Genomic DNA, 24,958 nt, shown 5'->3' with positions numbered 1-24,958 from the left:
CAAAGGGGTCATTACGAAAATAGTCACTGCGAAACAGGTCATTTCAAGGGAGTCGCTTGGCGCAGCACCAGGGTGCCGTCGCGCTGGGTGAATTCGAGTTGCTTGAGGGCGCTCATGCCGAGCAGTACCTCGTCGCCGTCCATGCCGGGGGTGATCAGCGCCGCCACGTCGTACAGGCGGATGTCGCCCAGTTGCAGGGTGGCCAAGCGGGTGCGCTGGCCGGTCACCGTGCCGTTGGCGGTACGGATCTGTACCGGCGCGCCGGGCTCCAGGCGCAGCCGGGCGGCCAGTTCGGCGGGAACCGCCACGGCACTGGCGCCGGTATCCAGGAGGAAGGTCACGGCGTCGCCGTTGATCTGCCCGCCCAGCAGGTAGTGGCCGCCGCGGCCGCTGGCCAGGCGCACTTCGATGTAGCCCTCGCCGTGCACCGATTGCGGCTGCTGGTTGGGGTTGTCGCGGCGCTCTTCCCACTGGCCGAAGAAGTGCGTGGCCAGCAGCAGGCCGGCGCCCCAGGCCAGTACCAGCATGACCCGGCCGGCGCGCTGGCCGGCGGCCTGGGGGGCGCTCATGGTGCGTTCCAGCCTTCGGCGGGAGCCTTGAAGTGCCACAGCAGCGGCCGGCTTTCGCCGTCGGCGCGGGCCTTGCCGCCGTTGTCCAGGCCGATCCAGGCGCCGTCCTGGTCCAGCCACAGGGCTTCGGCCACCCCGTAGGGGCTGGCGTAGCGGCGCGGTTCGCTCAGCGCGGCGGCGGCGAACGACCAGCATTTCTCGCTGGCGCCGCTGCTCGGGTTGCGCCGGCAGATGCGGTGGCCGGCACGCTCCAGGCTGAACAGGCGGTCGTTGAAGTAGTGCAGATCGGCGAAGTCCAGGGGCACCTGCTTGTCGCTGTCCGGCTGGGCCAGCGAGGCCTGCAGCCCGCCCTCGCTAAGCAGCACGCAGCCGCCGGTGCAGTGCCAGCCGCCATTGTGCTTGTGCAGCACCAGCAGGCCGCGGCGTTCGCGTTCGGCAGCCAGCCACAGGCGTTCGCCCTTGGCGTCGATGGCGATGCCTTCGAGCAGCGCGTTGAAGCCGAGCAGCATGCCGCTGGCGCGGGCCTGGCGCACCAGGCCGGCGGGCAGCTTGAGCCAGTCGGCGTTGCCGCTCGGGCCGAGCTGCAGCACCGCGGCCTGGGTTTCGCTGAGCAGGTAGCGGTTGCCGGCGCCGTCGCAGCCGATGCCCTCGAAGTCCAGGCTGCCGCCGCGCAACTGGTTGATCACCCAGCCGCGCATGCGCAGCCCCCAGGGCAGGCCGCTGGCTGGCGCCGCGGGGGCGCTGAAGCGTTCGGCGACCGCCTGCCAGCTATCGACCCGGGCCTGCAGGCGGTACAGGCGGTCGTCGGCACGGTCGGAGACCGCCAGCCATTCGTCGCCGCAACGGGCCAGGCCGGACAGGTTGCTGCCGTCCAGGCCCTCCACCGGGTGCTCGGCGAGCAGTTGCAGCTCGACCGGCGCGGGTGCCGCGTACAGCGCACCGCTCAGCAGCAGGCCGGCGAGGCTGGCGCTCAATCTCACGCCAGGACCTCGGCCAGGTTGCCCTTGGCTTCCAGCCAGCTCTTGCGGTCGCCGGCGCGTTTCTTCGCCAGCAGCATGTCCATGATCTCCAGCGTGCCCTCGAAGTCTTCCAGGGTCAGCTGCACCAGGCGCCGGGTGTTGGGGTCCATGGTGGTCTCGCGCAGCTGCGGCGGGTTCATCTCGCCGAGGCCCTTGAAACGGGTGACCTGCGGCTTGCCGCGGCGTTTCTCGGCGACCAGGCGATCGAGGATGCCGTCGCGCTCGCCTTCGTCGAGGGCGTAGAAGATCTCCTTGCCCAGGTCGATGCGGTACAGCGGCGGCATGGCGACGTAGACGTGGCCGGCATCCACCAGCGGGCGGAAGTGACGGACGAACAGGGCGCAGATCAGCGTGGCGATGTGCAGGCCGTCGGAGTCGGCGTCGGCGAGGATGCACACCTTGCCGTAGCGCAGCTCGCCGAGGTCGGTAGAGCCCGGGTCGACGCCGATGGCCACGGCGATGTTGTGCACTTCCTGGCTGGCCAGCACTTCGCCGCCGTCGACTTCCCAGGTGTTGAGGATCTTGCCGCGCAGCGGCAGGATCGCCTGGAATTCCTTGTCGCGCGCCTGCTTGGCCGAACCGCCGGCGGAGTCGCCCTCGACCAGGAACAGCTCGGAACGCATCGGGTCCTGGCCTGCGCAGTCGGCCAGCTTGCCGGGCAGTGCCGGGCCCTGGGTGATCTTCTTGCGCTCGACCTTCTTGCCGGCCTTGAGCCGGCGCCCGGCGTTGCTGATGGCCAGCTCGGCCAGGCCCAGGCCCAGCTCGGGGTTGGCGTTGAGCCACAGGCTGAAGGCGTCCTTGACCACCCCGGAGACGAACGCGGCGGCCTCTCGGGACGACAGGCGTTCCTTGGTCTGCCCGGAGAACTGCGGTTCCTGCATCTTCATCGAGAGGACGAAGGCGATGCGCTCCCAGATGTCTTCCGGGGCCAGCTTGACCCCGCGCGGCAGCAGGTTGCGGAACTCGCAGAACTCGCGCATGGCATCCAGCAGGCCCTGGCGCAGACCGTTGACGTGGGTGCCGCCCTGGGCGGTGGGAATCAGGTTGACGTAGCTTTCCTGCACGCTCTCGCCGCCCTCGGGCAGCCACAGCAGGGCCCAGTCCACCGCTTCCTTGTTGCCGGCCAGGCTGCCGACGAACGGCTCGTCGGGCAGGCGCAGGTGTTCGCTGACCGAGTCGGCCAGGTAGGAGCGCAGGCCGTCCTCGTAGTGCCATTCGACTTTCTCGCCGCTGGCCTTGTCCTCGAAGCTGACCGCCAGTCCCGGGCACAGCACGGCCTTGGCCTTGAGCACGTGCTTGAGGCGGCTGACCGAGAACTTGGGCGAGTCGAAGTACTTGGCGTCCGGCCAGAAGTGCACGCTGGTGCCGGTGTTGCGCTTGCCCACCGTGCCGACCACGGCCAGGTCGCTGGCCTTGTAGCCGTCGGCGAAGCTCATCTGGTACTCGTTGCCGTCACGCTTGACGGTGACTATCACCTGGGTCGACAGCGCGTTGACCACCGAGATGCCCACGCCATGCAGGCCGCCGGAGAACTGGTAGTTCTTGTTGGAGAACTTGCCGCCGGCGTGCAGCTTGGTGAGGATCAGCTCGACGCCCGGCACGCCTTCTTCCGGGTGGATGTCCACCGGCATGCCGCGGCCGTCGTCGAGCACTTCCAGGGAGTTGTCGGCGTGGAGGATCACCTGGATCGATTTGGCGTGGCCGGCCAGGGCCTCGTCGACGCTGTTGTCGATGACTTCCTGGGCCAGGTGGTTGGGCCGCGAGGTGTCGGTATACATGCCCGGGCGCTTGCGCACCGGGTCGAGGCCGGAGAGGACTTCGATGGCATCGGCGTTGTAGGAATTCTGCTGGGCCATGGGGTCTCTTAGTTGGTCAGTTGATCAGGGTGCTGGCGGGCTGCGGCGACGCGGCCCGGCGGACTCAAAGGGCGGAAAAGTCGAAATCTTGCCAGATTGCGCGGTCGAAGCCAGCCAGTTCGAGGATTTCCGGCAGGCGGCCGGCAAAGCCCTGGTAGCTGTGGTCGCCGCCCTCCTGGATATCCAGGGTGCAGCCGGCGTAGAAGGCTTCGGCCTGGCGGTAGTCGAGGGTCTCGTCGGCCGTCTGCAGCCACACGCGGTAGCGCTGGCCATCCTGCGGCGCCGGCACTTCCAGCTCGGCCAGGGCCTGCACGTGGTCGTGGGTCAGCAGCCAGGTTTCCCCACTGTAGTGGTTGGTCTGCGGGGTCTCGCGACCGTCGAACAGCCGGTGCGGGCGCACCGCCGGGTTGATCAGCAGGGCGTTCAGGCCGTGCTGTTCGGCCAGATGGGTGGCGTAGTAGCCGCCCAGCGAGCTGCCCACCAGCAGCGGCCGGCCCAGCTCGGCGATGGCCGCCTGCAGCTGGGCGATGGCCTGGCGCGGGTGGTGGTGCAGCGCCGGTACGCGCAGGTGCCGGGCGATGCCGCAGTGTTCGGCGAGCCGCAGCAGCTGGCTGGCCTTGGTCGAGGTCGGCGCGCTGTTGAGGCCGTGGATATAGAGGATGCTGGTCATAGGGAGGGGAGGCTACTAGCTCGCCAGCCCAGGCTGCAAGCTGATCGGCGCGCGACCGCCGGGTCAGGCGCCTGGCGCCGTGGTCAATAGCCTTTGACGCTGTAGTCGATTTCGAAATCGATGCCGGTAACCCGCGACACGCCGGTTTCCAGCAGGCCGTCGGCATGCAGGCGCAGCCAGCGGTAGCCGGGGGCGCTGCGGTCGACCTGGAACTCCTCGCTGCCGGGGGCGAACTGCACGCAGGTGGAGGGCGAGGCGAGCAGGCGCACCTGTTCGCGCTGCTGGTCGAATTCCTGGTGGACATGCCCCCAGAGCATGGCCCTGACCTGGGGGAAGCGCTCGATCACGGCGAACAACTCGTCCGGGTTGCGCAGGCCGATCGGCTCCATCCAGCTGCAGCCGATGGATACCGGGTGGTGGTGGAAGCACACCAGGTGGTGGCGCTCGGGGGCTTCGCTGAGCGAGCGCTGCAGCAGTTCGAGCTGCTCCGCGGCGAGGAAGCCGGGCACCGCGCCGGGAATCGAGGAGTCGAGCAGGGTGATGCGCCAGTTGCCGAGGTCGATGATCGGTTCGAGCAGGTCGCTGCCGGCGCAGGCTTCGCGCATGGCCGGCACTTCGTCATGGTTGCCGGCGAACCAGCGCGCCTGCCGGGCCACCGGGTCGGTCAGCTGGCGGAAGCGCTGGTAGGAGCCGAGCGTGCCGTCCTGGGAAAGGTCGCCGCTGGCCAGCATCAGGTCGATGCGCGGCTGTTCCTGCTGCACCCGCTCGATCACCCGCTGCAGGCTGTCGCAGGTATCCATGCCCAGCAGCTTGCCGCCTTCTTCGGCAAACAGATGACTGTCGGACAGCTGAACGATCAGCACCGGTTGGTCATGCGTCGGGGCGGCGGGGTGCGGCAAGGGGCGACTCCTGAGCGGGTTCTCAGGATTATGGTGGCTGAAAGCGGATTCGGTAAACCCGCTAAACGTGAACCTGTCACATTTGCCGCGTACTGCCGGGGATTAGTGCGGCCAAGTCCGGCGAAAAAGTAGGGTTATTGCGCGCAAGCCGAATCAGCGCACGCTGGCCAGCTCATGGCCGCAGGCCAGGCAGTGGCTGAGCCATTCGCCGAGGAACAGGTTGAGCTGGGTCTTCTCGTCCGGCTGGTGCATGGCGGCGTTCGGGTAGCTGTAGATGCTGCGAAAGCGCCGGGCATTTTCCGCGCTGACCACCTCGGCCATGCGCGCATCGTGGTAGACGCGCACCTCCAGCCGGGGCACCGGCAGCCAGGGCAGGCTGTGTTCCTGGCTGACGCTCAGGGTGGTGGTGTAGGGGCAGGCCTCCAGCACCTGCAGCACCAGCACGCCGAGCAGCAGGTCGCCCTGGCTCAGGGCCACGCGGCGTTCGCCCTGGCCGTCACGCATGTCCGGCAGCAGGCGCAGCAGGCGGGCATAGTTGGCTTCGCAAGCGGCCTGCAGTTCGACCAGGTCGACCCGGTAACGCTCGCGCAGCAGGTTCATGACCACAGCCCCCTTACTTGCGTGCGGTTCAGCGCCAGCCACTGCAGGGCGATGATGCTTGCGGCGTTGTTGATGCGCCCGTCCCCGACCGCCTGCAGGGCATCTTCCAGTGGCCAGACATGCACGCGGATGTCCTCGCCTTCCTCGGCCAGGCCATGCACGCCACCGGCGCCCTGGCTGTCGCAACGGCCGACATACAGGTGCACGCGTTCGTCGGAGCCGCCCGGGGAGGGGAAGTAGGTGGTGATCGGCCACAGCGCACCGAGGGTCAGGTCGGCCTCCTCGACGGCCTCGCGGCGCGCCACTTGCTCCGGCTCCTCGTCCTTGTCGATCAGCCCGGCGACCAGTTCCAGCAGCCAGGGGTTACCGTTCTTGTCCATGGCGCCGACGCGGAACTGCTCGATCAGCACCACGCAGTCGCGCTGCGGGTCGTAGGGCAGCACGCAGACCGCATCGTGGCGCACGAACAGTTCGCGATTGAGTTCCGGGCCCATGCCGCCGGCGAACAGGCGATGGCGCAGCTGCAGGCGGTCGAGCTTGTAGAACCCCTGGAAGCAGGTCTCGCGCTGAATGATCTCGACGGCATCGGGGCCTGGTTTGAACAGTTCGGACATGCAGGTGCACTCGTGGGTGATCGGTGTTTGCGCCATCCTAGCGCGCCGTCGCGCCCGGCGCAGCCTCCTTGGAGGATTGGGTGCAGACAGGGAAAATGGAACTTGTCAGACTTCAGGCCAGCGGCGCGTCGCCCCCGGCAACCGCCCGAATGCCACCCGCATTGCCAGCCAAGGAAACCGCATGCGTCTTTGCCAACTGATCTGTATCGCCTTGCTCCCCCTGACCTTAGGTGCCTGCCAGAGTCTGTTCAAGGCCGGCGGTCAGGAGCCCTTGACGAGCACCCAGCAACGCTGGGAACACCGGGCACCGGGTTGCGCCGGCAGCGACTGCCCGCTGGTGAACATCGACCTGCGCCTGCTCGACGACCTGCCCGAGCTGAACGCCCTGATCGAGCGCGAACTGCTCGGGCTGACCATCGAGCTGCCGGGCGACCCGCTGCCGGCGTCGCTGGCCAGCTACGAACGCGACTTCCTGGCCACGGCCAAGCCGGGCTGGAGCAGCTACCTGCAGGCCAAGATACTGGAGCAGCATGACCGTCTGGTGATCATCGAGCTGTCCAGCTACCGCTTCACCGGCGGCGCCCACGGCATCCCCGGGCGCGCCTACCTGAACTACGACCGCCAGCTCAAGCGTGTGCTGAGCCTGCAGGACATGCTGCTGCCGGGCGAGGAACAGGCCTTCTGGCAGGCCGCCGAGCTGGCGCACCAGGCCTGGCTGAAGGCCAACGGCCTGGACCAAGACCCCGACTACCAGGCCAGCTGGCCGTTCGAGCGCACCGACAACATTGCCCTGACCTTCGGCGCGGTGATGCTCAAGTACGAGGTGGCGCGCATCGCCCCCTACAGCAGCGGCCACCCGGAGCTGCGCATTCCCTATCCGCGCCTCAACGGCATTCTCAAGCCCTTCTATTTCCCCGGCCGCGGCTAAGAGCCTATTCACGATCTGCTGCGCGTCGGCTCTACTGCGTTAAAAACAGGCTCGGAATGCTCATTTACAGCTCGTAAACTCCGCTTCCTCGCCTGTTTTTGCCTTGTATAGCTCTAGCTCGCGAGATCGTGAACAGGCTCTAAGGGCCTGCTGACGGACGTGTAGGGTGCGCCGTGCGCACCGCAAGCCACGCGCAGATCCCGGTGCGCATGGCGCACCCCTATCCTGTGCGCCGCTCAGCTGCGGCGCAGCTTGCCCAGCAGCAGTTGCAGCACCCCGGCCAGCAACAGGGCCGGCAGGGTGGCGCCGACGGCCGGGTAGACATTGACCAGCAGGTGGAAGGTGGCCACCCCGCAGGCCCAGGCCAGCAGGCTGTCCCAGCGCAGGGCGGAGTGCGTGCGCGGCAGCTGGCGGCGACGCAGGACGAAGTGGTCGACCAGCACCACGCCGAACAGCGGGGCGAACACCGAGCCGATCAGCAGCAGGAAGCTCTCGTACTCGCTGAGCGGGGCGAACCAGGCGATCAGGGTGCACAACGCGCCGATGGCCAGGGCCAGGTGCTCGACCTTGACCGGCAGCAGGGTGGCGCTGGACACCGCCGCCGAGTGGATATCGGCGAAGGCCTTCTCCGACTCGTCGAGCAGGATCAGCAGCAGTGGAATACCCATGCCGGCACCGGCCAGGGCCAACAGCAGGCTGTTGGCCTCCTCAGCGCTGGCGAAGGCCAGGGTGTAGGCCACGCCCAGGCCCATCAGCCACACGCAGCCGAGCAGGAAACCCAGGACGGCGCCGGCGAACACGCCGCCGGCGCGCTTGCCGAAGCGCGAGTAGTCGGCGATCAGCGGCAGCCAGGACAACGGCATGGCGATGGCCAGGTCGAAACCCAGGGCGAAGCTCATCGAACCGTCGCCAGGGCGTGCCCACAGGGCGGCCAGGTCGGCCTTGCTCAGCAGGTTCCAGGTCAGCCAGGCGCAGGCGCCGAGCAGCAGCCAGATCCCCCACTTGCGCAGCACGCGGCGGACGAAGGCCAACGGGCCTGCCACCGCCAGCAGGGTGGCGAGGGCGCCGAACACCAGGGTCCACAGGGTAGCGTTGCTCCAGGCGCTGCCTTCGCCGAAGGCCTTGCCGGCCAGCAGGCTGGCGGCATCGCGCATGACGATGATCTCGAAGGCGCCCCAGCCGACCAGCTGCAGCAGGTTGAGCAGCGCCGGCAGCACCGCGCCCTGGCGCCCCAGGCTGAGCCTGAGCGCGGCCATCGAGGCCAGGCCGGTGTCGCTGCCGATCACCCCGACCGCGCCGAGCAGCAGGGCGCCGACCGCCACGCCGAGGGCAATCGCCAGCAGCGCGCCGGCCAAACCCAGGCCCGGAGCGAGCAGGGCGCCGGCCTGCAGCACCATCAGGCCCATCCCTAAGGAGAACCACAGGGCGAGCAGGTCGCGGGCGCCGAACACGCGCGCGGTCAGCGGTACGGCGAGGTTGGGGGAGTAACTGGGGTTGTTCACGGGCAAGGCCTCAGAAAAAGAATAAAGCCCCGCACCGGGATGCAGGGCTGGAATCAGGGGATGGCGGCCCACGCGTGGCGTGGGCGCGACATCCGGGGCAGGGCTCAGACCTGCTTGTAGATCACCGAGCCTTCGCCCTTGAAGCGTTCGGCCTGTTCCTTGAAGCCGGCTTCCACCGCCAGGCTCTCGTCGGACAGGCCATTCTCCTTGGCGTAGTCGCGCACTTCCTGGGTGATCTTCATCGAGCAGAACTTCGGCCCGCACATGGAGCAGAAGTGCGCCACCTTGGCCGAGTCCTTGGGCAGGGTCTCGTCGTGGTAGCTGCGCGCGGTGTCCGGGTCCAGGCCGAGGTTGAACTGGTCCTCCCAGCGGAACTCGAAGCGCGCCTTGGACAGGGCGTTGTCGCGGATCTGCGCGCCCGGATGACCCTTGGCCAGGTCGGCGGCATGGGCGGCGATCTTGTAGGTGATGATGCCGGTCTTCACGTCGTCCTTGTTCGGCAGGCCCAGGTGCTCCTTGGGCGTGACGTAGCAGAGCATGGCGCAGCCGAACCAGCCGATCATCGCCGCGCCGATACCCGAAGTAATGTGGTCATACCCCGGAGCGATATCGGTGGTCAGCGGGCCGAGGGTGTAGAAGGGCGCCTCGTCGCAGCACTCCAGCTGCTTGTCCATGTTCTCCTTGATCAGCTGCATCGGCACATGGCCGGGGCCTTCGATCATGGTCTGCACGTCGTGCTTCCAGGCGATCTTGGTCAGCTCGCCGAGGGTCTCCAGCTCGCCGAACTGGGCGGCGTCGTTGGCGTCGGCGATGGAGCCCGGACGCAGGCCGTCGCCCAGCGAGAAGCTGACGTCGTAGGCCTTCATGATTTCGCAGATTTCCTCGAAGTTGGTATAGAGGAAGTTCTCCTTGTGGTGCGCCAGGCACCACTTGGCCATGATCGAGCCGCCACGGCTGACAATGCCGGTCACTCGTTTCGCTGTGAGCGGCACATAGCGCAGCAGCACGCCGGCGTGGATGGTGAAATAGTCCACGCCCTGTTCGGCCTGCTCGATCAATGTGTCGCGGAACAGCTCCCAGGTCAGGTCCTCGGCGATGCCGTTGACCTTTTCCAGGGCCTGGTAGACCGGCACGGTGCCGATCGGCACCGGCGAGTTGCGGATGATCCACTCGCGGGTCTCGTGGATATGTTTTCCCGTCGAGAGATCCATGACGGTGTCCGAACCCCAGCGGATGCCCCAGGTCAGCTTGGCCACTTCTTCCTCGATGGAAGAACCCAGCGCCGAGTTGCCGATATTGCCGTTGATCTTCACCAGGAAGTTGCGGCCGATGATCATCGGCTCCAGCTCCACGTGGTTGATGTTCGCCGGGATGATGGCGCGGCCACGGGCGATTTCCTCGCGCACGAACTCGGCGGTGATTTCCTTGGGAATGCTGGCGCCGAAGCTCTGGCCGCCGTGCTGTTCCTTGAGCAGCCCGGCCTCGCGGGCCTCGGCCAGCTTCATGTTCTCGCGGATGGCCACAAACTCCATCTCGGGGGTGATGATGCCCTGGCGGGCGTAGTGCATCTGGCTGACGTTCTTGCCGGGCTTGGCCTTGCGCGGGTTGCGCACGTGGGCGAAGCGCATGGCGGTCAGCTCGGCGTCGTTCAGGCGGCGCTGGCCGAACTCGGAGGACAGGCCCGGCAGCTTCTCGGTGTCGCCACGGTCGTCGATCCAGGCGCTGCGCACATCGGCCAGGCCCTGGCGCACGTCGATGGTCACATTCGGGTCGGTGTAGGGGCCGGAGGTGTCGTAGACGGTAACCGGCGCGTTGATCTCGCCACCGAAGGCGGTCGGCGTGACGTCCAGGCTGATCTCGCGCATCGGCACGCGGATATCCGGGCGCGAACCCTGCACATAGACTTTCTGCGAACGCGGGAAGGGCTGGATCGACTGCTGGTCGACCTGGGCGCTTTCGCTCAGGTTCTTTTGTTGTTCGGCACGCATCGGCTGACTCCTGGCTGGTGTCGGAGCGAACCTGGGGTGCGGAAGGGCGGCGCGGGCGCACCGGGAGCGGTGCCGAGAGGGGCTCGCCGTGGCGAGTACATCTTGTTCCCTACGCAGGCCTTAACCTGATCAGGTTCAACGGGATCCGGAACTTTCCGATCTCAGCCCATGCTTCTGGGCACCCCGACAAGAACAGCCGGCAGTCTAATCAAGCGGCCGGCAGAACACCAATGCGCTTGGTCGCCTGAATGACCTGATCAGTGTGGAAATAAAGATAAACTGAACCGGCTGGTAGAGTATTGTTGCAAGCCGGCAACAAAGCTTATTGCAAACTAGGCTACCGTCGTGCCTGCTGTGCCTTGACCACCGCAGGCCGCACCCTTAGCCTTGCCCGATTACCACGTATCTAGGACTGATCATGCTACGCAGACTCTCTCTGGCGCTCGCAGTAGCTTCCGCCGCATCTGGACTGGCCTGGGCCGCAGACGCCCCGACGGGCAACAAAACCGGCCTGGTAACCGTGTACAACGAAGCGGTGAAGAACAACGCCGACCTGGCCGCCGCCCGCGCCAACTATGCCGCCATCAGCGAAGTGGTGCCGCAAGCCCGCGCCGGCCTGCTGCCGAATATTTCCGGCGGCGCCGACCTGACCGATACCGATACCGAGGTCGACCGCACCATCGGCGACCTGGACACCTCGCGCAGCGGCCTGTCCTACCAGGCCAACCTGGCCCAGCCGCTGTTCCGTGCCGATCGCTGGTTCCAGCTCAAGGCGGCCAAGGCCACCGACCAGCAGTACGCCCTGCAGCTGTCGGCCACCGAGCAGAACCTGATCCTGCAAAGCGCCGAGACCTACTTCGCCGTGCTGCGCGCCCAGGACACCCTGGCCTCGACCAAGGCCGAAGAAGCGGCCTTCAAGCGCCAGCTGGACCAGGCCAACGAGCGTTTCGACGTCGGCCTGTCGGACAAGACCGACGTGCTCGAAGCCCAGGCCGGTTACGACACCTCCCGCGCCAACCGCATCATCGCCGAGCGCAATGTGGAGGACGCCTTCCAGGCCCTGGTCACCCTGACCAACCACGAGTACGCGGCGATCGAGGGTATCCAGCACACCCTGCCGATCCTGGCGCCGGTGCCGAACGACGCCAAGGCCTGGGTCGACACCGCCGCCCAGCAGAACCTCAACCTGCAGTCCAGCAACTATGCGGTGGACGCGGCCGAGGAAACCCTGCGCCAGCGCAAGTCCGGCCATGCGCCGACCCTCGACGCCGTGGCCCAGTACCAGAAGGGCGACAACGACTCGCTGGGTTTCACCAACAGCGATCCGCTCTCCCCCTATAACGGCGATGCCGAGCAGACCACCATCGGCCTGCAGCTGAACATCCCGATCTACAGCGGCGGTCTGACCAGCTCGCAGGTGCGCGAGGCCTACCAGCGCCTGAGCCAGAGCGAGCAGGAACGCGAGAGCCTGCGCCGGCAGATCGTCGAGAACACCCGTAACCTGCACCGCGCGGTGAACACCGACGTGGAAACCGTGCAGGCGCGCAAGCAGTCGATCATCTCCAACCAGAGCGCCCTGGAAGCCACCGAAATCGGCTACCAGGTCGGTACCCGCAACATCGTCGACGTGCTCGATGCCCAGCGTCAGCTGTACAGCTCGGTGCGCAACTACAACGATGCGCGCTACGACTACATCCTCAACAACCTGCGTCTGAAGCAGGCCGCCGGCACCCTGGCACCGTCCGACCTGGAGGCGCTGTCCGGCTTCCTCAAGCCGGACTACAACCCGGACCGCGACTTCCTGCCGCCGGACCTGGCCAAGGCCGCCGAAGCCCAGCTGCGCGGCAAGTCGGACTACTGAGTCGACGCCCAACGAAAAACCCGGCAACTGCCGGGTTTTTTTATGCGAGATAGAAACCTATGGTGCTGCGAAGGGTGGATCGCGCTTTATCGATCCGCCGTGCTGGCCCGGTGGTGGATGAAAACAGCGTCATCCACCCTACGGGCTGGTCTGGCCCTCTAGCCAGGCCAGGGCGCCGAGCCCGGCCGCGCGGCCGCTGGCGAAGCAGGCGGTGAGCAGGTAGCCGCCGGTCGGCGCTTCCCAGTCGAGCATCTCGCCGGCACAGAACACGCCGGGCAGGCGGTGCAGCATCAGGTGCTGATCCAGTTCGGCGAAGGGCACGCCGCCGGCGCTGCTGATCGCCTCGTCCAGCGGTCGTGGGCGCAGCAGGGTCAGCGGCAGGGCCTTGATCGCCGCAGCCAGCCGTTCGGGCGCGGCGAACTGCTCGGCGCTGGCCAGCTCGCGCAGCAGCGCGGCCTTGACCCCGTCCAGGCCCAGCTGGCCGTGCAGGTGCTTGGCCATGGAGCGCGAACCGCGCGGCTTGTGCAGTGCGGCCAGGACCTTGTCCAGCGGCCGGTCCGGCAGCAGGTCGAGGTGCAGGGTGGCGCTGCCGCTCTGGGTAATCCGCTCGCGGATCTCGGCGGACAGGGCATACACCAGGCTGCCCTCGACGCCGGTGCTGGTGAGCACGAATTCGCCGCGGCGCGGCGCGGCGCCGTCCAGGGCCAGGGTCACGTTCTTCAGCGGCGCACCGGCGAACTTGTCGCGCAGCAGGGCGCTCCAGGCGCTCACCTCGAAGCCGCAGTTGGCTGGCAGCAGCGGCGCGATGCTCACCCCGCGCGCTTCCAGCAGCGGCACCCAGGCGCCATCCGAACCCAGGCGCGCCCAGCTGCCGCCACCCAGGGCCAGCACGCAGGCGTCGGCGCGGAGCGCCTGTTCGCCCGCGCTGGTCTGCAGGCGCAGGCTGCCATCGGCGTTCCAGCCCAGCCAGCGGCTGCGCGTGTGCAGGCGCACGCCGGCCTCGCGCAGGCGCTTGAGCCAGGCGCGCAGCAGCGGCGCGGCCTTCATGTCGCGGGGGAACACCCGCCCGGAGGTGCCGACGAAGGTGTCGATGCCGAGATCATGAATCCAGGCGCGCAGGCTGTCGGCATCGAAGTCGGCGAGCAGGCCGGCGATTTCTTCTTGGCGCTCGCGGTAGCGGCCGAGGAACGCCGCTTTCGGCTCGGCGTGGGTGATGTTCATCCCGCCGACCCCGGCCAGGAGGAACTTGCGCCCCAGCGAGGGCATGGCGTCGTACAGCTCGACCCGTACGCCGGCATTGGCCAGCACTTCGGCGGCCATCAGCCCGGCGGGGCCGCCACCGATGACGACGACAGAAGGCGAATGCGAAGGGCTGGGCTGGTTCATCGGCGGAGATCGGCTGGCAAAGAGGCGGCCATTCTAACCGAGCACGTGGTCCAGTACGCGCCGCGCGCTGTGGTGCAGGATGCCGTGGCGCCTCGCCAGGGCGGCGCGGTCCCTGTCGTAACCGCCGCCGATCAGGCCGACCACTGGAATCTCGCGCTCCAGGCAATGGCGCAGCACCGCCTCGTCGCGGGCGGCGATGCCGGCGTCGGTGAGCTGCAGGTAGCCGAGGGCGTCGTCCTGGTGCACGTCGACGCCGGCGTCGTACAGCACGATGTCCGGCTGGTACAGGGCCAGCAGGTAGCCGAGGCTGTCGTTGACCACCTTGAGGTAGGCGGCGTCGCCCATGCCGATCGGCAGACCGATGTCCCAGTCGCTGCGGGCCTTGCGCGCGGGGAAGTTCTTCTCGCAGTGCAGCGACACGGTGACGGCGTCGGGCACGTTTTCCAGGATGCGCGCGGTGCCGTCGCCCTGGTGCACGTCGCAGTCGAAGATCAGCACGCGCCCGGCCTGGCCGCTTTCCAGCAGGTAGCGGGCGACTATCGCCAGGTCGTTGAAGATGCAGAAGCCCGAGGCGTGGTCGAAGTGGGCGTGGTGGGTGCCGCCGGCCAGATGGCAGGCGATGCCGTGCTGCAGCGCCAGTTCGGCGGCCAGCAGCGAGCCGCCCACCGCGCGCACGGTGCGCCGGGCCAGCGCTGGACTCCAGGGCAGGCCAAGGCGGCGCTGCTCCTGCGCGGTCAGCTCGCCAGCGAGAAAGCGCTCGATATAGGCCGGGCAGTGGGCCAGGGCCAGCACCTCGGGCGTGCAGATCTCTGGGCGCTGCAGCGCGGCGTCGGCCGTCAGGCCGCTGTCCACCAGGTGATCGCGCAGCAGGCGGAACTTCTCCATGGGGAAGCGGTGGCCGGCCGGGAAGGGCGGGCTGTAGTCGTCGTGGTAGACCAGCGGCAGGTGCATCGGACGGCTCTCGTGATCACGCGGCAGGCAGTATGCTGTGGGCCTGACCACCGGCTCAAGGAGCCGTCGCCCGATGGATGCCGAACAGGCCGTACGCGCCTACCACCAGCTCAGCAAGCACCGCCCGGACGGCTACGCGCCGGGGCCCGGGCAACTGGACTGGGCGACCCAGCCGGCACCGTTCCGTCGCTACGCCGGTGCTCGCCTGATCGAGTTGTGGCAGCGCCCGCAGGAGGAGTCGCCGGGCTACGACGCGGTGTTCGCCGCGCCGCTCGGCGTGCCGGCGGCGCTGGATCGCGCCAGCGTCTCGCAGCTGCTGTACGACAGCCTGGCCCTGTCGGCCTGGAAGGAGGCCGGCGGCAGCCGCTGGGCGCTGCGGGTCAATCCGTCGTCCGGCAACCTGCACCCGACCGAGGCCTACCTGTTGCTGCCGCCCGGCGTGGTGGACGAGGCCGGCGTGCTGGCCCATTACACGGCAGATCGGCATGCCCTGGAGGTGCGCACCGAGCTGCCGGCCGCGCTGGCCGCGCAGCTGGCCGAGGCCCTGCCGGCCGGCGGCTTGCTGCTCGGCCTGGCCAGCATCCCCTGGCGCGAGGCGTGGAAGTACGGCGAGCGCGCCTACCGCTACTGCCAGCACGACCTCGGCCACGCCCTGGCGTGCATCAGCATCGCCGCCGCCATCCACGGTTGGCAGGTACGCCTGCTGCGCGCAGTGGCGGAGAGTCGCCTGGATGGCCTGCTCGGCCTGGATCGCCCCGGTTTCCACGAAGCCGAGCACGCCGACTGTCTGCTGTGGGTCGGTCCGCCGCAGCCCGGTGAGTTCAAGCTGCCGAGCGGCCTGCTCAATGGCCTGGCCGCGCTGGAGCTGGCCGGGCAGCCCAATCACCTGTCGCGCCACTACCGCGACTGGCCGGAGCTGGCGCGGGTGCAGGCGCTGTGCCGCGCCCCGGCGCTGCCGCCGGCCGGCTGGACGGCGCCGGCGGGCTTGCTGGTCACGGACAACCCTGGCCTGCCGCTGCGGCCGATCCTGCACCGGCGGCGCAGCGCCCAGGCCTTCGACGGCCGTAGCGGCATCCACGCCGAGCTGCTGTTCGCCTGGCTGCGCCGCCTGCTGCCGGGCCACTCGCCGGTGCCCTTCGCCGTGCTCGGCGAGCCGACGCGGGTCGATTTGCTGCTATTCCTCCACCGCGTGCAGGGCCTGGAGCCCGGCCTGTACTGGCTGGCCCGCGGCGACGGCCAGCCGCAGCCAGACGGCCTGCGCGCGGATTTCCTCTGGCAGCGTGCGCATGCCGAGCTGCCGCTGTACCGCCTGCTGCAGGGCGATGCCCGCGGCCTGGCCGGCTTCCTCGCCTGCGGCCAGGACATCGCCAGCGACGGCTGCGTGGCCCTGGCCATGCTGGCGCGTTTCGACCAGGCCCTGGGCGAGGGCGCCTGGCACTACCCGCGGCTGTACCAGGAGTGCGGGCAGATCGGCCAGCTGCTGTACCTGGAGGCCGAGGCGGCGGGCCTGTCCGGCACCGGCATCGGCTGTTTCTTCGACGATCAGGTGCATGAATTGCTCGAACTGGCCGACAGCCGCTGGCAAAGCCTTTACCATTTCACCATTGGCCGCGCGGTGTGGGATGAGCGTCTCTCCTCGCAACCGGCTTACCCTGTATTGCGTCGCCCCGAGGGAGGGATGTCATGAGTCAAGTGCTGGACGATCTGGTGGCCCTGCTGAGCCTGGAACCGATCGAGGAGAACCTGTTCCGCGGCCTGAGCCAGGACCTCGGCTTCCGTCAGCTGTTCGGTGGCCAGGTGCTCGGCCAGTGCGTGTCGGCCGCCAGCCAGACCGTGGAGGAGGCGCGCCATGTGCACTCCATGCACGGCTACTTCCTGCGCCCCGGCGATGCCAGCCTGCCGGTGGTCTACCAGGTCGAGCGGGTGCGCGACGGCGGCAGCTTCAGCACCCGACGGGTCACGGCGATCCAGAAGGGCCAGCCGATCTTCACCTGCGCGGCGTCCTTCCAGTTCGACGAGCAGGGCTTCAGCCACCAGCTGCCGATGCCCGACGTGCCCGGCCCGGAAGGCCTGCCCACGGAAACCGAGCTGGCGCGCCAGGTCGCACAGCTGATCCCGGAACGCATGCGCGAGCGCATGACCAGCGACAAGCCGATCGAGATCCGCCCGGTGACGCGCATCAACCCCTTCGCCCCGCAGCCCTGCGAGCCGGTCAAGCACGTATGGTTCCGCGCCGCCGGCCCGCTGCCGGCCGAGCCGCAGCTGCACAAGTTCCTGCTGGCCTACGCCAGCGACTTCAACCTGCTGACCACCTCGATGCTGCCCCACGGCGTGTCGGTGTTCCAGAAGTTCATGCAGGTGGCCAGCCTCGACCACGCCCTGTGGTTCCACGGCGACCTGCGCATGGACGACTGGCTGCTGTACTCGATGGACAGCCCCTGGGCCGGCAACGCCCGCGGCTTCTCGCGGGCCAGCATCTTCAACCGCGCCGGCCAGCTGGTGGCTTCGGTCAGCCAGGAGGGGCTGGTGCGCCTGCGCGAGGACTGGAAGTGAGGCTGCGGGACGCGCGCCACTGGGTGTTCGACATGGACGGCACCCTGACCATCGCCGTGCATGACTTCGAGGCGATCAAGCGCGCCCTAGAGATTCCCGCCAGCGACGACATCCTCCATCACCTGGCCGCCCTGCCCGCGGCCGAGGCGGCGGCCAAGCATGCCTGGCTGCTGGAGCACGAACGCGAGCTGGCCCTGGCCGCCCAGCCGGCGCCGGGGGCCGTGGCGCTGGTGCGCGAACTGCAGCAGCGCGACTGCCGCCTCGGCATCCTCACCCGCAACGCCCACGAGCTGGCCCTGCTGACCCTGCAGGCGATCGGCCTCGGTGACTGCTTCGCCAGCCACGACGTGGTCGGCCGCGGCGAGGCGCCGCCCAAGCCGCATCCCGGCGGCTTGCTGCAGCTGGCCGCGCAGTGGCGGGTGGCGCCGCAGCAGCTGGTGATGGTCGGCGACTACCGCTTCGACCTGGACTGCGCGCGCGCCGCCGGTGCCTTCGGCGTGCTGGTCAACCTGGCGGAGAACCCCTGGCCGGAGCTGGCCGACCACTTCGCCGTGGACTGCCACGCCCTGCTCGGCCACCTGCAGTAGACGATTCTGTAGGGTGCGCCGTGCGCACCAGAGACCTGTGCGGTGCCGGTGGTGCGTACGGCGCACCCTATGAGGCACTCTTCAATAGCGATAGGCACCGGCGGCGATGGCCGCCTGCAGCTCGGAGGTCAGCGGCACGTAGCGGTCGCTGCCGGGTAGCCAGGCATACAGCGGGTCGCGGCAGCGTTCGAGGTCATAGGCCTGCTCCTTCAGCGGTGCCTTCTTGTGCTTGAAGGTGCCAGTGGTCTCCATCTGCGTGCTCAGACGCAGGAACAGCGGCACGGCATAGGCCGGCAGTTCCTGGCGCAGGTGCGTGAGCAGGGCGCGGAAGTCGAAATCCTCCGGCGCACAGCCAAGGCGGATGCAGGCCATGCCGGCGCGGCCGTTGGTGTTGGCTATCTCGACGCCGTAAACCACGGTTTCGCTGATCTGCGTAACACCGTCGAGTACCGCCTCGACCTGGGTGGTGGAGACGTTCTCGCCCTTCCAGCGAAAGGTATCGCCCAGGCGGTCGACGAACTGCGCATGGCGAAAACCCATGTCACGCATCAGGTCGCCGGTGTTGAACCAGGCATCGCCGGGCTCGAACACGTCGCGCAGGATGCAGCGCTCGGTGTCGCGTGCATCGGTATAGCCGTGGAACGGCGATTTCTCAGTGATCTTGCCCAGCAGCAGGCCGGCCTCGCCCTTGGCCACGCGCTGCAGATGGCCGTTCTCGCGCAGCGGCGCCTCGCGCTCCTGGTCGTAGCGGACGATGGCATAGGGGTAGGGCGAGAAGCCCACCGTATTGTCCAGATTGAGCAGGTTGGTGAAGCCGATGTTGCCCTCGCTGGAGGCGTACAGCTCGACCACTCGCTCGACCGTGAAGCGCTGCTTGAACGCCTGCCAGATGCTCGGGCGCAGGCCGTTGCCGACCATCACCCGGATCGGGTTGTCGGCGTCGGCTGGGCGCGGCGGCTGGTCGAGCAGGTAGCGGCACAGCTCGCCGACATAGCCGAAGGCGGTCGCCTGGTGGCGTTCTACGTCGTCCCAGAAGCGGCTGGCGCTGAACTTGCGCACCATGATCAGCGCCGCCTGGCCGGCCAGCACCGAGCCCCAGCACACCACCATGGCGGTGCCGTGGTAGAAGGGCAGGCTCACATACATGCGGTCCGTGCGGCCCAGGCGTACGGCGGCGAAACCGAAGGCGCCGTAGCCCTTCATGAAGCGCCCGTGGTTGAACACCACGGCTTTCGGCAGGCCGGTGGTGCCAGAGGTGTAGATGAAAAAGCAAGGGTCGTCGGCGCGCACCGCACGCTCCAGCAGCGGCGCGGTTACCGGGTAGGCGTGCAGTTCGGCCGCCGGGTTGCGCCAGCCCGCCGGCGCCTCGCCGGGGTCGCGCCAGGTCGGGCGGTCGGCGAAGTAGTGGCAGGCCTCGGCGGGCAACGCCAGCTCGTCGGCGACTTCGCCGAAGGCGGCGAACAGTTCCTCGCCGACCAGCACCATGCGTGCCTGCGCCAGGCGGATGCTGTGCGCCAGTACACGGCCGCGCTGGCTGCTGTTGATCAGCGCGCTGACCGCCCCGAGCTTGGCGCAGGCGATGACCCCGGCGAGCAGCTCGAAGCGGTTCTCGAACATCAGCGCCACGCTATCACCCTGGCGCAGGCCATGGGCTCGCAGGTAGTGCGCCAGCTGGTTGGCCCAGCGATCGAGCTCGGCGTAGCTGAGCTGCTCGTCGTCCTGGATCAGTGCCGCGCCGCCGGGGTTGTCGCGCGCCGCCGTCTCGATGCAGCTGGCCAGGCTGACGGGATAGGCGCCACGACTGCGGTTGCCGATGTGCAGGCCCTTGACGATGCCCGGCAGGTCGACGAGCAGGCGGGGCAGACGGGACAGCAGGCGGGGCAGGGTGATCAGGTCGGCATGACTCATGGTGCAGGACTCCAGGCGGTGCTAGGCACTCGATGTTGTTGTCCGGCCAATCTACCCAGCGGCGGCATGCCTGTTGATAGCCTGAGGTAGCAGGGCACTGGCAATTTGTCTCAAGGGCATCGCACAATCGACCCTCTCCCGACAGGTGAAAGGACTTCCCCATGTTGCAGGTGACCACGGCTCCCAGCGCTTCGGCGTCATTGTTGCTCGACCTCTATCAGGCCTTGCGCAGCCTGCAGCTGGCCGGGCCGGACGATCTGCTGGCGTTGGGCCTGGCGCCCGAACCGCCGCTGGACCTGGAGACGCGTATCCCGGTGGCCTGGCTGGTACGGCTCTGGCAACTGGCCCAGCAGCGTGGCGCGCCGGCCGATCTGGGCCTGCTGCTCGGTCAGCGCCGTGGCCTGCAGACGCGCGGCCCGGTGGCCAACCTGGCGGCGCTGAGCGCCACCCTGGGCGAGGCGCTGGAGCTGTTCTGCCGGCATAGCCCGGTGATGAGCGAATGCGAGAGCCTGCGGGTGGAGCGTCATGCCGGGCGTGTGCGCATCGTGTTCCTGTTCAGCGCGCCATTGGCTGGCCTGCCGCCCATCTGCGAGTACAGCCTGAGCTCGGCCCTGTGCTGGGCGCGGCAGATGAGCGGGGTGCGCCTGCTGCCGCTGGCGGTGGGGCTGCGCCATGCGGCCCTGGCCGGGCCGGCCAACTACCGTCAGGTGTTCGGCTGTGCGGTACGTTTCGGCGAGGCGCAGGACTACATCGAGATGGCCGAAGCCGACCTGCAACTGCCCATGGTCGGCGACAACGCCTACCTCAAGGGCCTGTTGCAACAGCGGGTGAGCAGCATGCAGGCACAGCTGCCGACGCACAGCAGCTTGCGCCAGCAGGTGCTGCGCCTGATCGAGCAGGGGCTGGTCAGCGGCGAGTTTTCGGTGGCGGCGGTGGCCGGGCGTCTGCAGATCAGCCGGCAGACCCTGCACCGCCACCTGCGTGAGGAGGACTGCTGCTTCTCCGAACTGCTGGCCCAGGTGCGTCGCCAGCAGGCGCTGCAGCGCCTGGCGCAGCCGGGTTGCCGGGTCGAGCAACTCAGCCGCGAGCTGGGCTTCAGTGAGCCGAGTGCCTTCTACAAGGCGTTCAAGGGCTGGTTCGGCCTGTCGCCCAAGGCCTACCAGCAGCAGGCCGGCACGATGGCGGTGATTGCGTAGGGGGCGCCGTGCGCACCAGCGGCAGCGCATCGGCCCTGGTGCGCATGGCGCACCCTACAGGCTTACAGTCGCGCCACCTTGAAGGTGTCGCAGCGGCCCACTTCGCCGCGTTCGAAGCCGGCCTTGAACCAGCGCTCGCGCTGGGCCGAAGTGCCGTGGGTGAAGGAGTCGGGCATCACGCTGCCGCGCGACTGCTGCTGCAGGCGGTCATCGCCGATGGCGTTGGCGGCGTTCAGCGCTTCCTCCAGGTCGCCGGCTTCCAGCCAGTCCAGGCGGCGCTGGGCATGGTAGGCCCAGACGCCGGCCAGGCAGTCGGCCTGCAGTTCCTGGCGCACCAGCAGGCCGTTGTCGCCCTCCACCCGCTCGCCGCGCTGGCGCGCCGCGTTGACCTTGGCCGAGACGCCGAGCAGGGTCTGCACATGGTGGCCGACCTCGTGGGCGATCACATAGGCCTGGGCGAAGTCGCCGGCGGCGGCGAAACGGGTTTCCAGTTCGCGGAAGAAGCTCAGGTCGAGATACACCTGCCGGTCGCCGGGGCAGTAGAAGGGCCCGACCGCGGCATCGGCGAAGCCGCAGGCCGAGCGCACGCCGCCGCTGAAGAGGACGAGTTTCGGGTCCTGGTACTGCTTGCCGCCGGCCTGGAACAGGGCGCGCCAGGTGTCTTCGGTATCGCCCAGCACGGCGCGGACGAATTCGCTCTGCGGGTCGTTGGCCGCCGGTGCACGCTGCTCTGGCAGCGGGGCGCCCGGCTGCACGGCCTGGTTGAGCACGTTGCCGAGGATGGTCAGCGGGTCCTGGCCCATCAGCAGGCCGACCACCACGACGATGGCGATGCCGCCGAGGCCGAGGCCCTTGCCGCCGAAGCGCATGCCGCCACCGCCGCCGCGGGCATCCACCACGTTGTCGCTGCGTCGTGCCCGTTGCCAGCGCATGATCCACTCCTTCAGTCCGTCGAGGCTGTCAGTGTCGTCGCCTCGGCGGGAGCGCGCCAGCCCGAGGTCACTCGGCCGGATAGTCGGCCAGCACGCTTTCCTGGCCGTCCTTGCCCAGGCCGATCACCTGGTAGGCGTGCACCACGCCGGTTTCCATGCCGGGCGAGCCATGCGGCATGCCCGGCACGGCGGCGCCGAGCAGGTCGGGGCGCTGGCGCAGCTTGAGGATGTCGCTGGCCGGCACGTGACCCTCGACGAACTTGCCGTCGATCACCCCGGTGTGGCACGAGGCCAGGCGCGGCGGTACGCCGAGGCGGCTCTTGACCGCGCTCATGTCGCTTTCGACATGGTCGTTGACCTGGATGCCGTTGTCGCGCAGATGGCTGATCCAGGCCTTGCAGCAGCCGCAGTTGGCGTCGCGGTGGACATCCATGCTGATGGTTTCCGCGGCCTGGCTGGTGGCGGCGACGAACAGGGTGGTGGCGAGCAGCAGGCGGCGCATGGCGGAATCTCCGGAAGGTGATTGCGGCAGGATAACGCCGCGCCGGGCATAGTCCCAGCGCGAGACTGTTTCAGTCTGCGAGTGCAGCGCCTATGCTCGCAGTCACTCATCCGAGAGCCTGTTGCGAGGGAGTTCGACCATGCTGTCCGCCCGTATCTTCCTGGCCGTGCAGGCCCTGATCCTCGCCGGCTTCGGCCTGGCCTACCTGGTCAGGCCGCACGAGCTGGCCAACCTCAGTGGCATGCTGCTGATGGCGCCGGCGGCGATCACCGATGTGCGTGCCTATTACGGCGGCCTTCAGCTGGGCCTGGCGGCCTACCTGCTGCTGGCGCTGGCCCGCCGCGACCTGCTGCGTCCGGCGCTGAGCCTGCTGGTGCTGCTCTACGCCTCCCTGGCGCTGACGCGCATGGCCGGCCTGTGGCTGGATGGCGGCGCGCAGCAGACCTTCAACCTCTACGCCATGCTGTTCGAGGTGGTCTCGGCCGGGTTGGCGTTCTGGCTGTTGCGCCGCTCAGCGGCGGCGTAGGGCGTGGCTGCAGCGCAGCATGTCGAGCAGGGCGTCGACCAGCGGCTCGGCCTGCGCCGCCAGCGAGTCGCCGCCTGGCGCCAGCAGCCAGTTGGCCTGCAGACCATGGATATAGCCGTGCAGACAGAGGGTGGCGCGGCGACAGTCGAGGTCGGTCGGTAGCTGGCCCTTGCTGACCGCGTTGCGCAGCGACTTCTCGATACGCTCGTCGCACTCCAGGTGCAGCGCCTGCATCTTCTGCCGCAGGTCGCCCAGATCATCGGTGTACTCGCACTTGTGCTGCAGGATCTCCTGGATGCGCCGGGTCTGCGCGTCCAGCTCGAGGTTGCGCAGCAGGCGGGTCAGCAGCTCGCGGGTCTGCCCCAGCGGGTTGGGCTCGTCCTCACTCTCGCTGGCCTGGGCCAGCTCCTCCAGCGGCAGGTGCAGGCGCTCGAGCATGGCCTGGAACAGGTCGACCTTGTTCTCGAAATGCCAGTAGATGGCGCCACGGGTCACCCCGGCAGCGCTGGCGATGTCGGCCAGCGAGGTGCGGGAAACGCCGCGGTCGTGGAACAGCCGTTCGGCCGCGTCGAGGATCGACTGGCGGGTTTCTTCGGCTTCCTCTTTGGTGCGTCTGGCCATGGTCGGTTTTGTGTAAAGGTTGGGAAAAGTTGGCGACGGAGTCAGTTTTGCACGTTTACAAACATTCTAGTATGTAAGTATATTCGTTAGCTAGCTAAACACTTGCCCGCCCGCTCTGCCCCGGGTCATTCAGACATGAGGTCGATTCAGATGCTGAAGCAACCAGCCTCCGCCGCTGCGGTTTCCGCGCTCGCGCTGGCCATACTGGCCCTCTCCGGTTGTGGCGAGGCGCCACCGCCGCCAGCCGCCCAGGTGCCGCAGGTCGGCGTGGTCACGCTCGCCGCCCAGCCCTATACCCTGACCACCGAACTGCCGGGGCGTACCGCCGCCTTCCGCATCGCCGAGGTGCGCCCGCAGGTCGACGGCATCATCCAGAAGCGCCTGTTCACCGAGGGCTCCGAGGTCAAGGCCGGCCAGCAGCTGTACCAGATCGACGCCGCCAGCTATGCCGCCAGCCTGAAGAGCGCCGAGGCCAGCGTGGTCTCGGCCCGCTCGCTGGCCGCGCGCTACAAGGAGCTGGTGGTGGACAAGGCGGTCAGCCAGCAGGCCTATGACGAGGCCGAAGCCGCCCGCCTGCAGGCCGAGGCGGTGCTGGAGAAGGCGCGCATCGACCTGCGCTACACCCGCGTGCTGGCGCCCATCGGCGGCCGCGTCGGGCGCTCGGCGGTGACCGAGGGGGCGCTGGTCAGCAACGGCCAGAGCACGGCCATGGCCACCATCCAGCAGCTCGACCCGATCTACGTCGACGTCACCCAGTCCAGCGCCGAACTGCTGCGCCTGCGCCGCGAGCTGGCCGCCGGCCAGCTGGAACAGGCCGGCAAGGCCGCCAAGGTGTCGCTGACCCTGGAAGACGGCAGCACCTACCCGCACAGCGGCATCCTGGAATTCTCCGAGGTGTCGGTGGACGAGGGCACCGGTTCGGTGACCCTGCGCGCGGTGTTCCCCAACCCCGCGCACGACCTGCTGCCGGGCATGTTCGTGCATGCCCGCCTCAATTCGGCGGTCAAGCAGCAGGCCATCCTCGCCCCGCAGCAGGGCGTGACCCGCGACCTCAAGGGCCAGGCCACCGCGCTGGTGGTCGGCGCCGGCGACAAGGTCGAGCTGCGCCAGCTGCAGGCCGAGCGCACCAGCGGTGATCGCTGGCTGGTCAGTGCCGGCCTGCAGGCCGGCGACCGGCTGATCACCGAGGGCCTGCAGTACGTGCGCCCGGGCGACCCGGTCAAGGTCGCGCCGGCAGGCAACGTGGCCGGCGAGCCGACCGAGCAGAGCGGCCTGGCCAAGCGCCACTGA

23 protein-coding genes and 1 riboswitch are annotated in these 24,958 nt (G+C 68.5%); of the genes, 8 read left to right on the top strand and 15 right to left on the bottom strand.

Translation table 11 applies throughout. The features are described 5' to 3' along the window. Positions 1 to 38: 38 nt before the first annotated feature. From F3I62_RS07135 to F3I62_RS07105, 7 genes are all read right to left on the bottom strand, one after another. Positions 39 to 569, bottom strand: coding sequence for a TIGR02281 family clan AA aspartic protease (locus F3I62_RS07135; protein ID WP_256667672.1), 531 nt, complete (start codon positions 567 to 569; stop codon positions 39 to 41). After that, positions 566 to 1,543 (bottom strand): esterase-like activity of phytase family protein, encoded by a 978-nt coding sequence (locus F3I62_RS07130; protein ID WP_256667671.1) that lies wholly within the window; start codon positions 1,541 to 1,543, stop codon positions 566 to 568. The genes F3I62_RS07135 and F3I62_RS07130 overlap by 4 nt, the downstream gene beginning before the upstream one ends. Before the next feature lie 2 nt (positions 1,544 to 1,545). Next, positions 1,546 to 3,444: a DNA topoisomerase IV subunit B gene (parE, locus tag F3I62_RS07125; RefSeq protein WP_160488947.1), complete on the bottom strand. Its 1,899-nt coding sequence runs from the start codon at positions 3,442 to 3,444 to the stop codon at positions 1,546 to 1,548. A gap of 64 nt (positions 3,445 to 3,508) precedes the next feature. Further along, positions 3,509 to 4,114 (bottom strand): YqiA/YcfP family alpha/beta fold hydrolase, encoded by a 606-nt coding sequence (locus F3I62_RS07120; protein ID WP_160488946.1) that lies wholly within the window; start codon positions 4,112 to 4,114, stop codon positions 3,509 to 3,511. A gap of 83 nt (positions 4,115 to 4,197) precedes the next feature. Beyond that, positions 4,198 to 5,013, bottom strand: coding sequence for a 3',5'-cyclic-AMP phosphodiesterase (gene cpdA / locus F3I62_RS07115; RefSeq protein WP_218572748.1), 816 nt, complete (start codon positions 5,011 to 5,013; stop codon positions 4,198 to 4,200). A 153-nt stretch (positions 5,014 to 5,166) separates the two neighbouring features. Further along, positions 5,167 to 5,619: a DUF1249 domain-containing protein gene (locus F3I62_RS07110; RefSeq protein ID WP_160488945.1), complete on the bottom strand. Its 453-nt coding sequence runs from the start codon at positions 5,617 to 5,619 to the stop codon at positions 5,167 to 5,169. Further along, a complete protein-coding gene (locus tag F3I62_RS07105; protein WP_160488944.1) occupies positions 5,610 to 6,227 on the bottom strand; it encodes an NUDIX domain-containing protein in 618 nt (205 codons plus the stop codon). The genes F3I62_RS07110 and F3I62_RS07105 overlap by 10 nt, the downstream gene beginning before the upstream one ends. Before the next feature lie 181 nt (positions 6,228 to 6,408). On the opposite strand from F3I62_RS07105, the gene F3I62_RS07100 reads away from it, so the two are divergent. Continuing rightward, on the top strand, positions 6,409 to 7,155 hold the full coding sequence (locus F3I62_RS07100; RefSeq protein WP_160488943.1) for an RsiV family protein: 747 nt from the start codon (positions 6,409 to 6,411) through the stop codon (positions 7,153 to 7,155). A gap of 236 nt (positions 7,156 to 7,391) precedes the next feature. On the opposite strand, the gene cytX is transcribed toward F3I62_RS07100, so the two are convergent. Together cytX and thiC are read right to left on the bottom strand one after the other, a co-directional pair. Beyond that, positions 7,392 to 8,657: a putative hydroxymethylpyrimidine transporter CytX gene (gene cytX, locus F3I62_RS07095; RefSeq protein ID WP_160488942.1), complete on the bottom strand. Its 1,266-nt coding sequence runs from the start codon at positions 8,655 to 8,657 to the stop codon at positions 7,392 to 7,394. 104 nt (positions 8,658 to 8,761) lie between these two features. Further along, the gene (gene thiC, locus F3I62_RS07090) at positions 8,762 to 10,645 is read right to left on the bottom strand and encodes a phosphomethylpyrimidine synthase ThiC (RefSeq protein ID WP_160488941.1); all 1,884 of its coding nucleotides are present in this window, start codon (positions 10,643 to 10,645) and stop codon (positions 8,762 to 8,764) included. Between the two features lie 89 nt (positions 10,646 to 10,734). After that, positions 10,735 to 10,841, bottom strand: a riboswitch (TPP riboswitch). 222 nt (positions 10,842 to 11,063) lie between these two features. Between thiC and F3I62_RS07085 the strand changes: the two genes are divergently transcribed. Next, positions 11,064 to 12,506 carry a TolC family outer membrane protein gene (locus F3I62_RS07085; RefSeq protein ID WP_160488940.1) on the top strand — a complete coding sequence of 481 codons (1,443 nt, stop codon included), beginning with the start codon at positions 11,064 to 11,066 and terminating at the stop codon, positions 12,504 to 12,506. A 138-nt stretch (positions 12,507 to 12,644) separates the two neighbouring features. On the opposite strand, the gene F3I62_RS07080 is transcribed toward F3I62_RS07085, so the two are convergent. Together F3I62_RS07080 and F3I62_RS07075 are read right to left on the bottom strand one after the other, a co-directional pair. Next, positions 12,645 to 13,892, bottom strand: a complete 1,248-nt coding sequence (locus F3I62_RS07080; protein WP_160488939.1) for a TIGR03862 family flavoprotein — start codon at positions 13,890 to 13,892, stop codon at positions 12,645 to 12,647. Between the two features lie 33 nt (positions 13,893 to 13,925). Then, entirely contained in the window at positions 13,926 to 14,843 is a 918-nt protein-coding gene (locus F3I62_RS07075) for a histone deacetylase (RefSeq protein WP_160488938.1), read from the bottom strand. A 73-nt stretch (positions 14,844 to 14,916) separates the two neighbouring features. Between F3I62_RS07075 and F3I62_RS07070 the strand changes: the two genes are divergently transcribed. The 3 genes from F3I62_RS07070 to F3I62_RS07060 are packed head-to-tail and all read left to right on the top strand — an operon-like array spanning position 14,917 to position 17,983. Next, on the top strand, positions 14,917 to 16,530 hold the full coding sequence (locus tag F3I62_RS07070) for a SagB/ThcOx family dehydrogenase (protein ID WP_160488937.1): 1,614 nt from the start codon (positions 14,917 to 14,919) through the stop codon (positions 16,528 to 16,530). Beyond that, positions 16,527 to 17,396, top strand: a complete 870-nt coding sequence (gene tesB / locus F3I62_RS07065) for an acyl-CoA thioesterase II (RefSeq protein ID WP_160488936.1) — start codon at positions 16,527 to 16,529, stop codon at positions 17,394 to 17,396. Before F3I62_RS07070 ends, tesB begins: the two co-directional genes overlap by 4 nt. After that, positions 17,393 to 17,983 carry an HAD family hydrolase gene (locus F3I62_RS07060; protein ID WP_178122495.1) on the top strand — a complete coding sequence of 197 codons (591 nt, stop codon included), beginning with the start codon at positions 17,393 to 17,395 and terminating at the stop codon, positions 17,981 to 17,983. Before tesB ends, F3I62_RS07060 begins: the two co-directional genes overlap by 4 nt. Positions 17,984 to 18,064: 81 nt before the next feature. Here the strand turns inward: F3I62_RS07060 and F3I62_RS07055 are convergent, their stop codons facing one another. Then, the gene (locus F3I62_RS07055; protein WP_160488935.1) at positions 18,065 to 19,891 is read right to left on the bottom strand and encodes a long-chain-acyl-CoA synthetase; all 1,827 of its coding nucleotides are present in this window, start codon (positions 19,889 to 19,891) and stop codon (positions 18,065 to 18,067) included. Positions 19,892 to 20,052: 161 nt separating this feature from the next. Between F3I62_RS07055 and F3I62_RS07050 the strand changes: the two genes are divergently transcribed. Further along, complete coding sequence (locus tag F3I62_RS07050) at positions 20,053 to 21,087, top strand: AraC family transcriptional regulator (protein ID WP_160488934.1); 1,035 nt, start codon at positions 20,053 to 20,055, stop codon at positions 21,085 to 21,087. A 62-nt stretch (positions 21,088 to 21,149) separates the two neighbouring features. Here F3I62_RS07050 and F3I62_RS07045 read toward each other — a convergent pair whose 3' ends face one another. Then, on the bottom strand, positions 21,150 to 22,019 hold the full coding sequence (locus F3I62_RS07045; protein ID WP_160488933.1) for a neutral zinc metallopeptidase: 870 nt from the start codon (positions 22,017 to 22,019) through the stop codon (positions 21,150 to 21,152). A gap of 67 nt (positions 22,020 to 22,086) precedes the next feature. After that, positions 22,087 to 22,521, bottom strand: a complete 435-nt coding sequence (locus F3I62_RS07040) for a DUF411 domain-containing protein (RefSeq protein WP_160488932.1) — start codon at positions 22,519 to 22,521, stop codon at positions 22,087 to 22,089. A 139-nt stretch (positions 22,522 to 22,660) separates the two neighbouring features. Here F3I62_RS07040 and F3I62_RS07035 point away from each other — a divergent pair, with 139 nt between their 5' ends. Beyond that, the gene (locus F3I62_RS07035; protein WP_160488931.1) at positions 22,661 to 23,047 is read left to right on the top strand and encodes a DUF4345 family protein; all 387 of its coding nucleotides are present in this window, start codon (positions 22,661 to 22,663) and stop codon (positions 23,045 to 23,047) included. Here F3I62_RS07035 and F3I62_RS07030 read toward each other — a convergent pair. After that, a complete protein-coding gene (locus F3I62_RS07030) occupies positions 23,033 to 23,668 on the bottom strand; it encodes a TetR family transcriptional regulator (protein WP_160488930.1) in 636 nt (211 codons plus the stop codon). The genes F3I62_RS07035 and F3I62_RS07030 overlap by 15 nt on opposite strands. Positions 23,669 to 23,818: 150 nt before the next feature. On the opposite strand from F3I62_RS07030, the gene F3I62_RS07025 reads away from it, so the two are divergent. Next, positions 23,819 to 24,958, top strand: a complete 1,140-nt coding sequence (locus F3I62_RS07025; protein WP_160488929.1) for an efflux RND transporter periplasmic adaptor subunit — start codon at positions 23,819 to 23,821, stop codon at positions 24,956 to 24,958.

The sequence above is a fragment of the Pseudomonas sp. R-28-1W-6 genome, assembly GCF_009799925.1.
GTDB lineage: Bacteria > Pseudomonadota > Gammaproteobacteria > Pseudomonadales > Pseudomonadaceae > Aquipseudomonas.
Note: the sequence above shows the minus strand (reverse complement) of the source record. Positions and strands in the feature narration are given on the sequence as shown.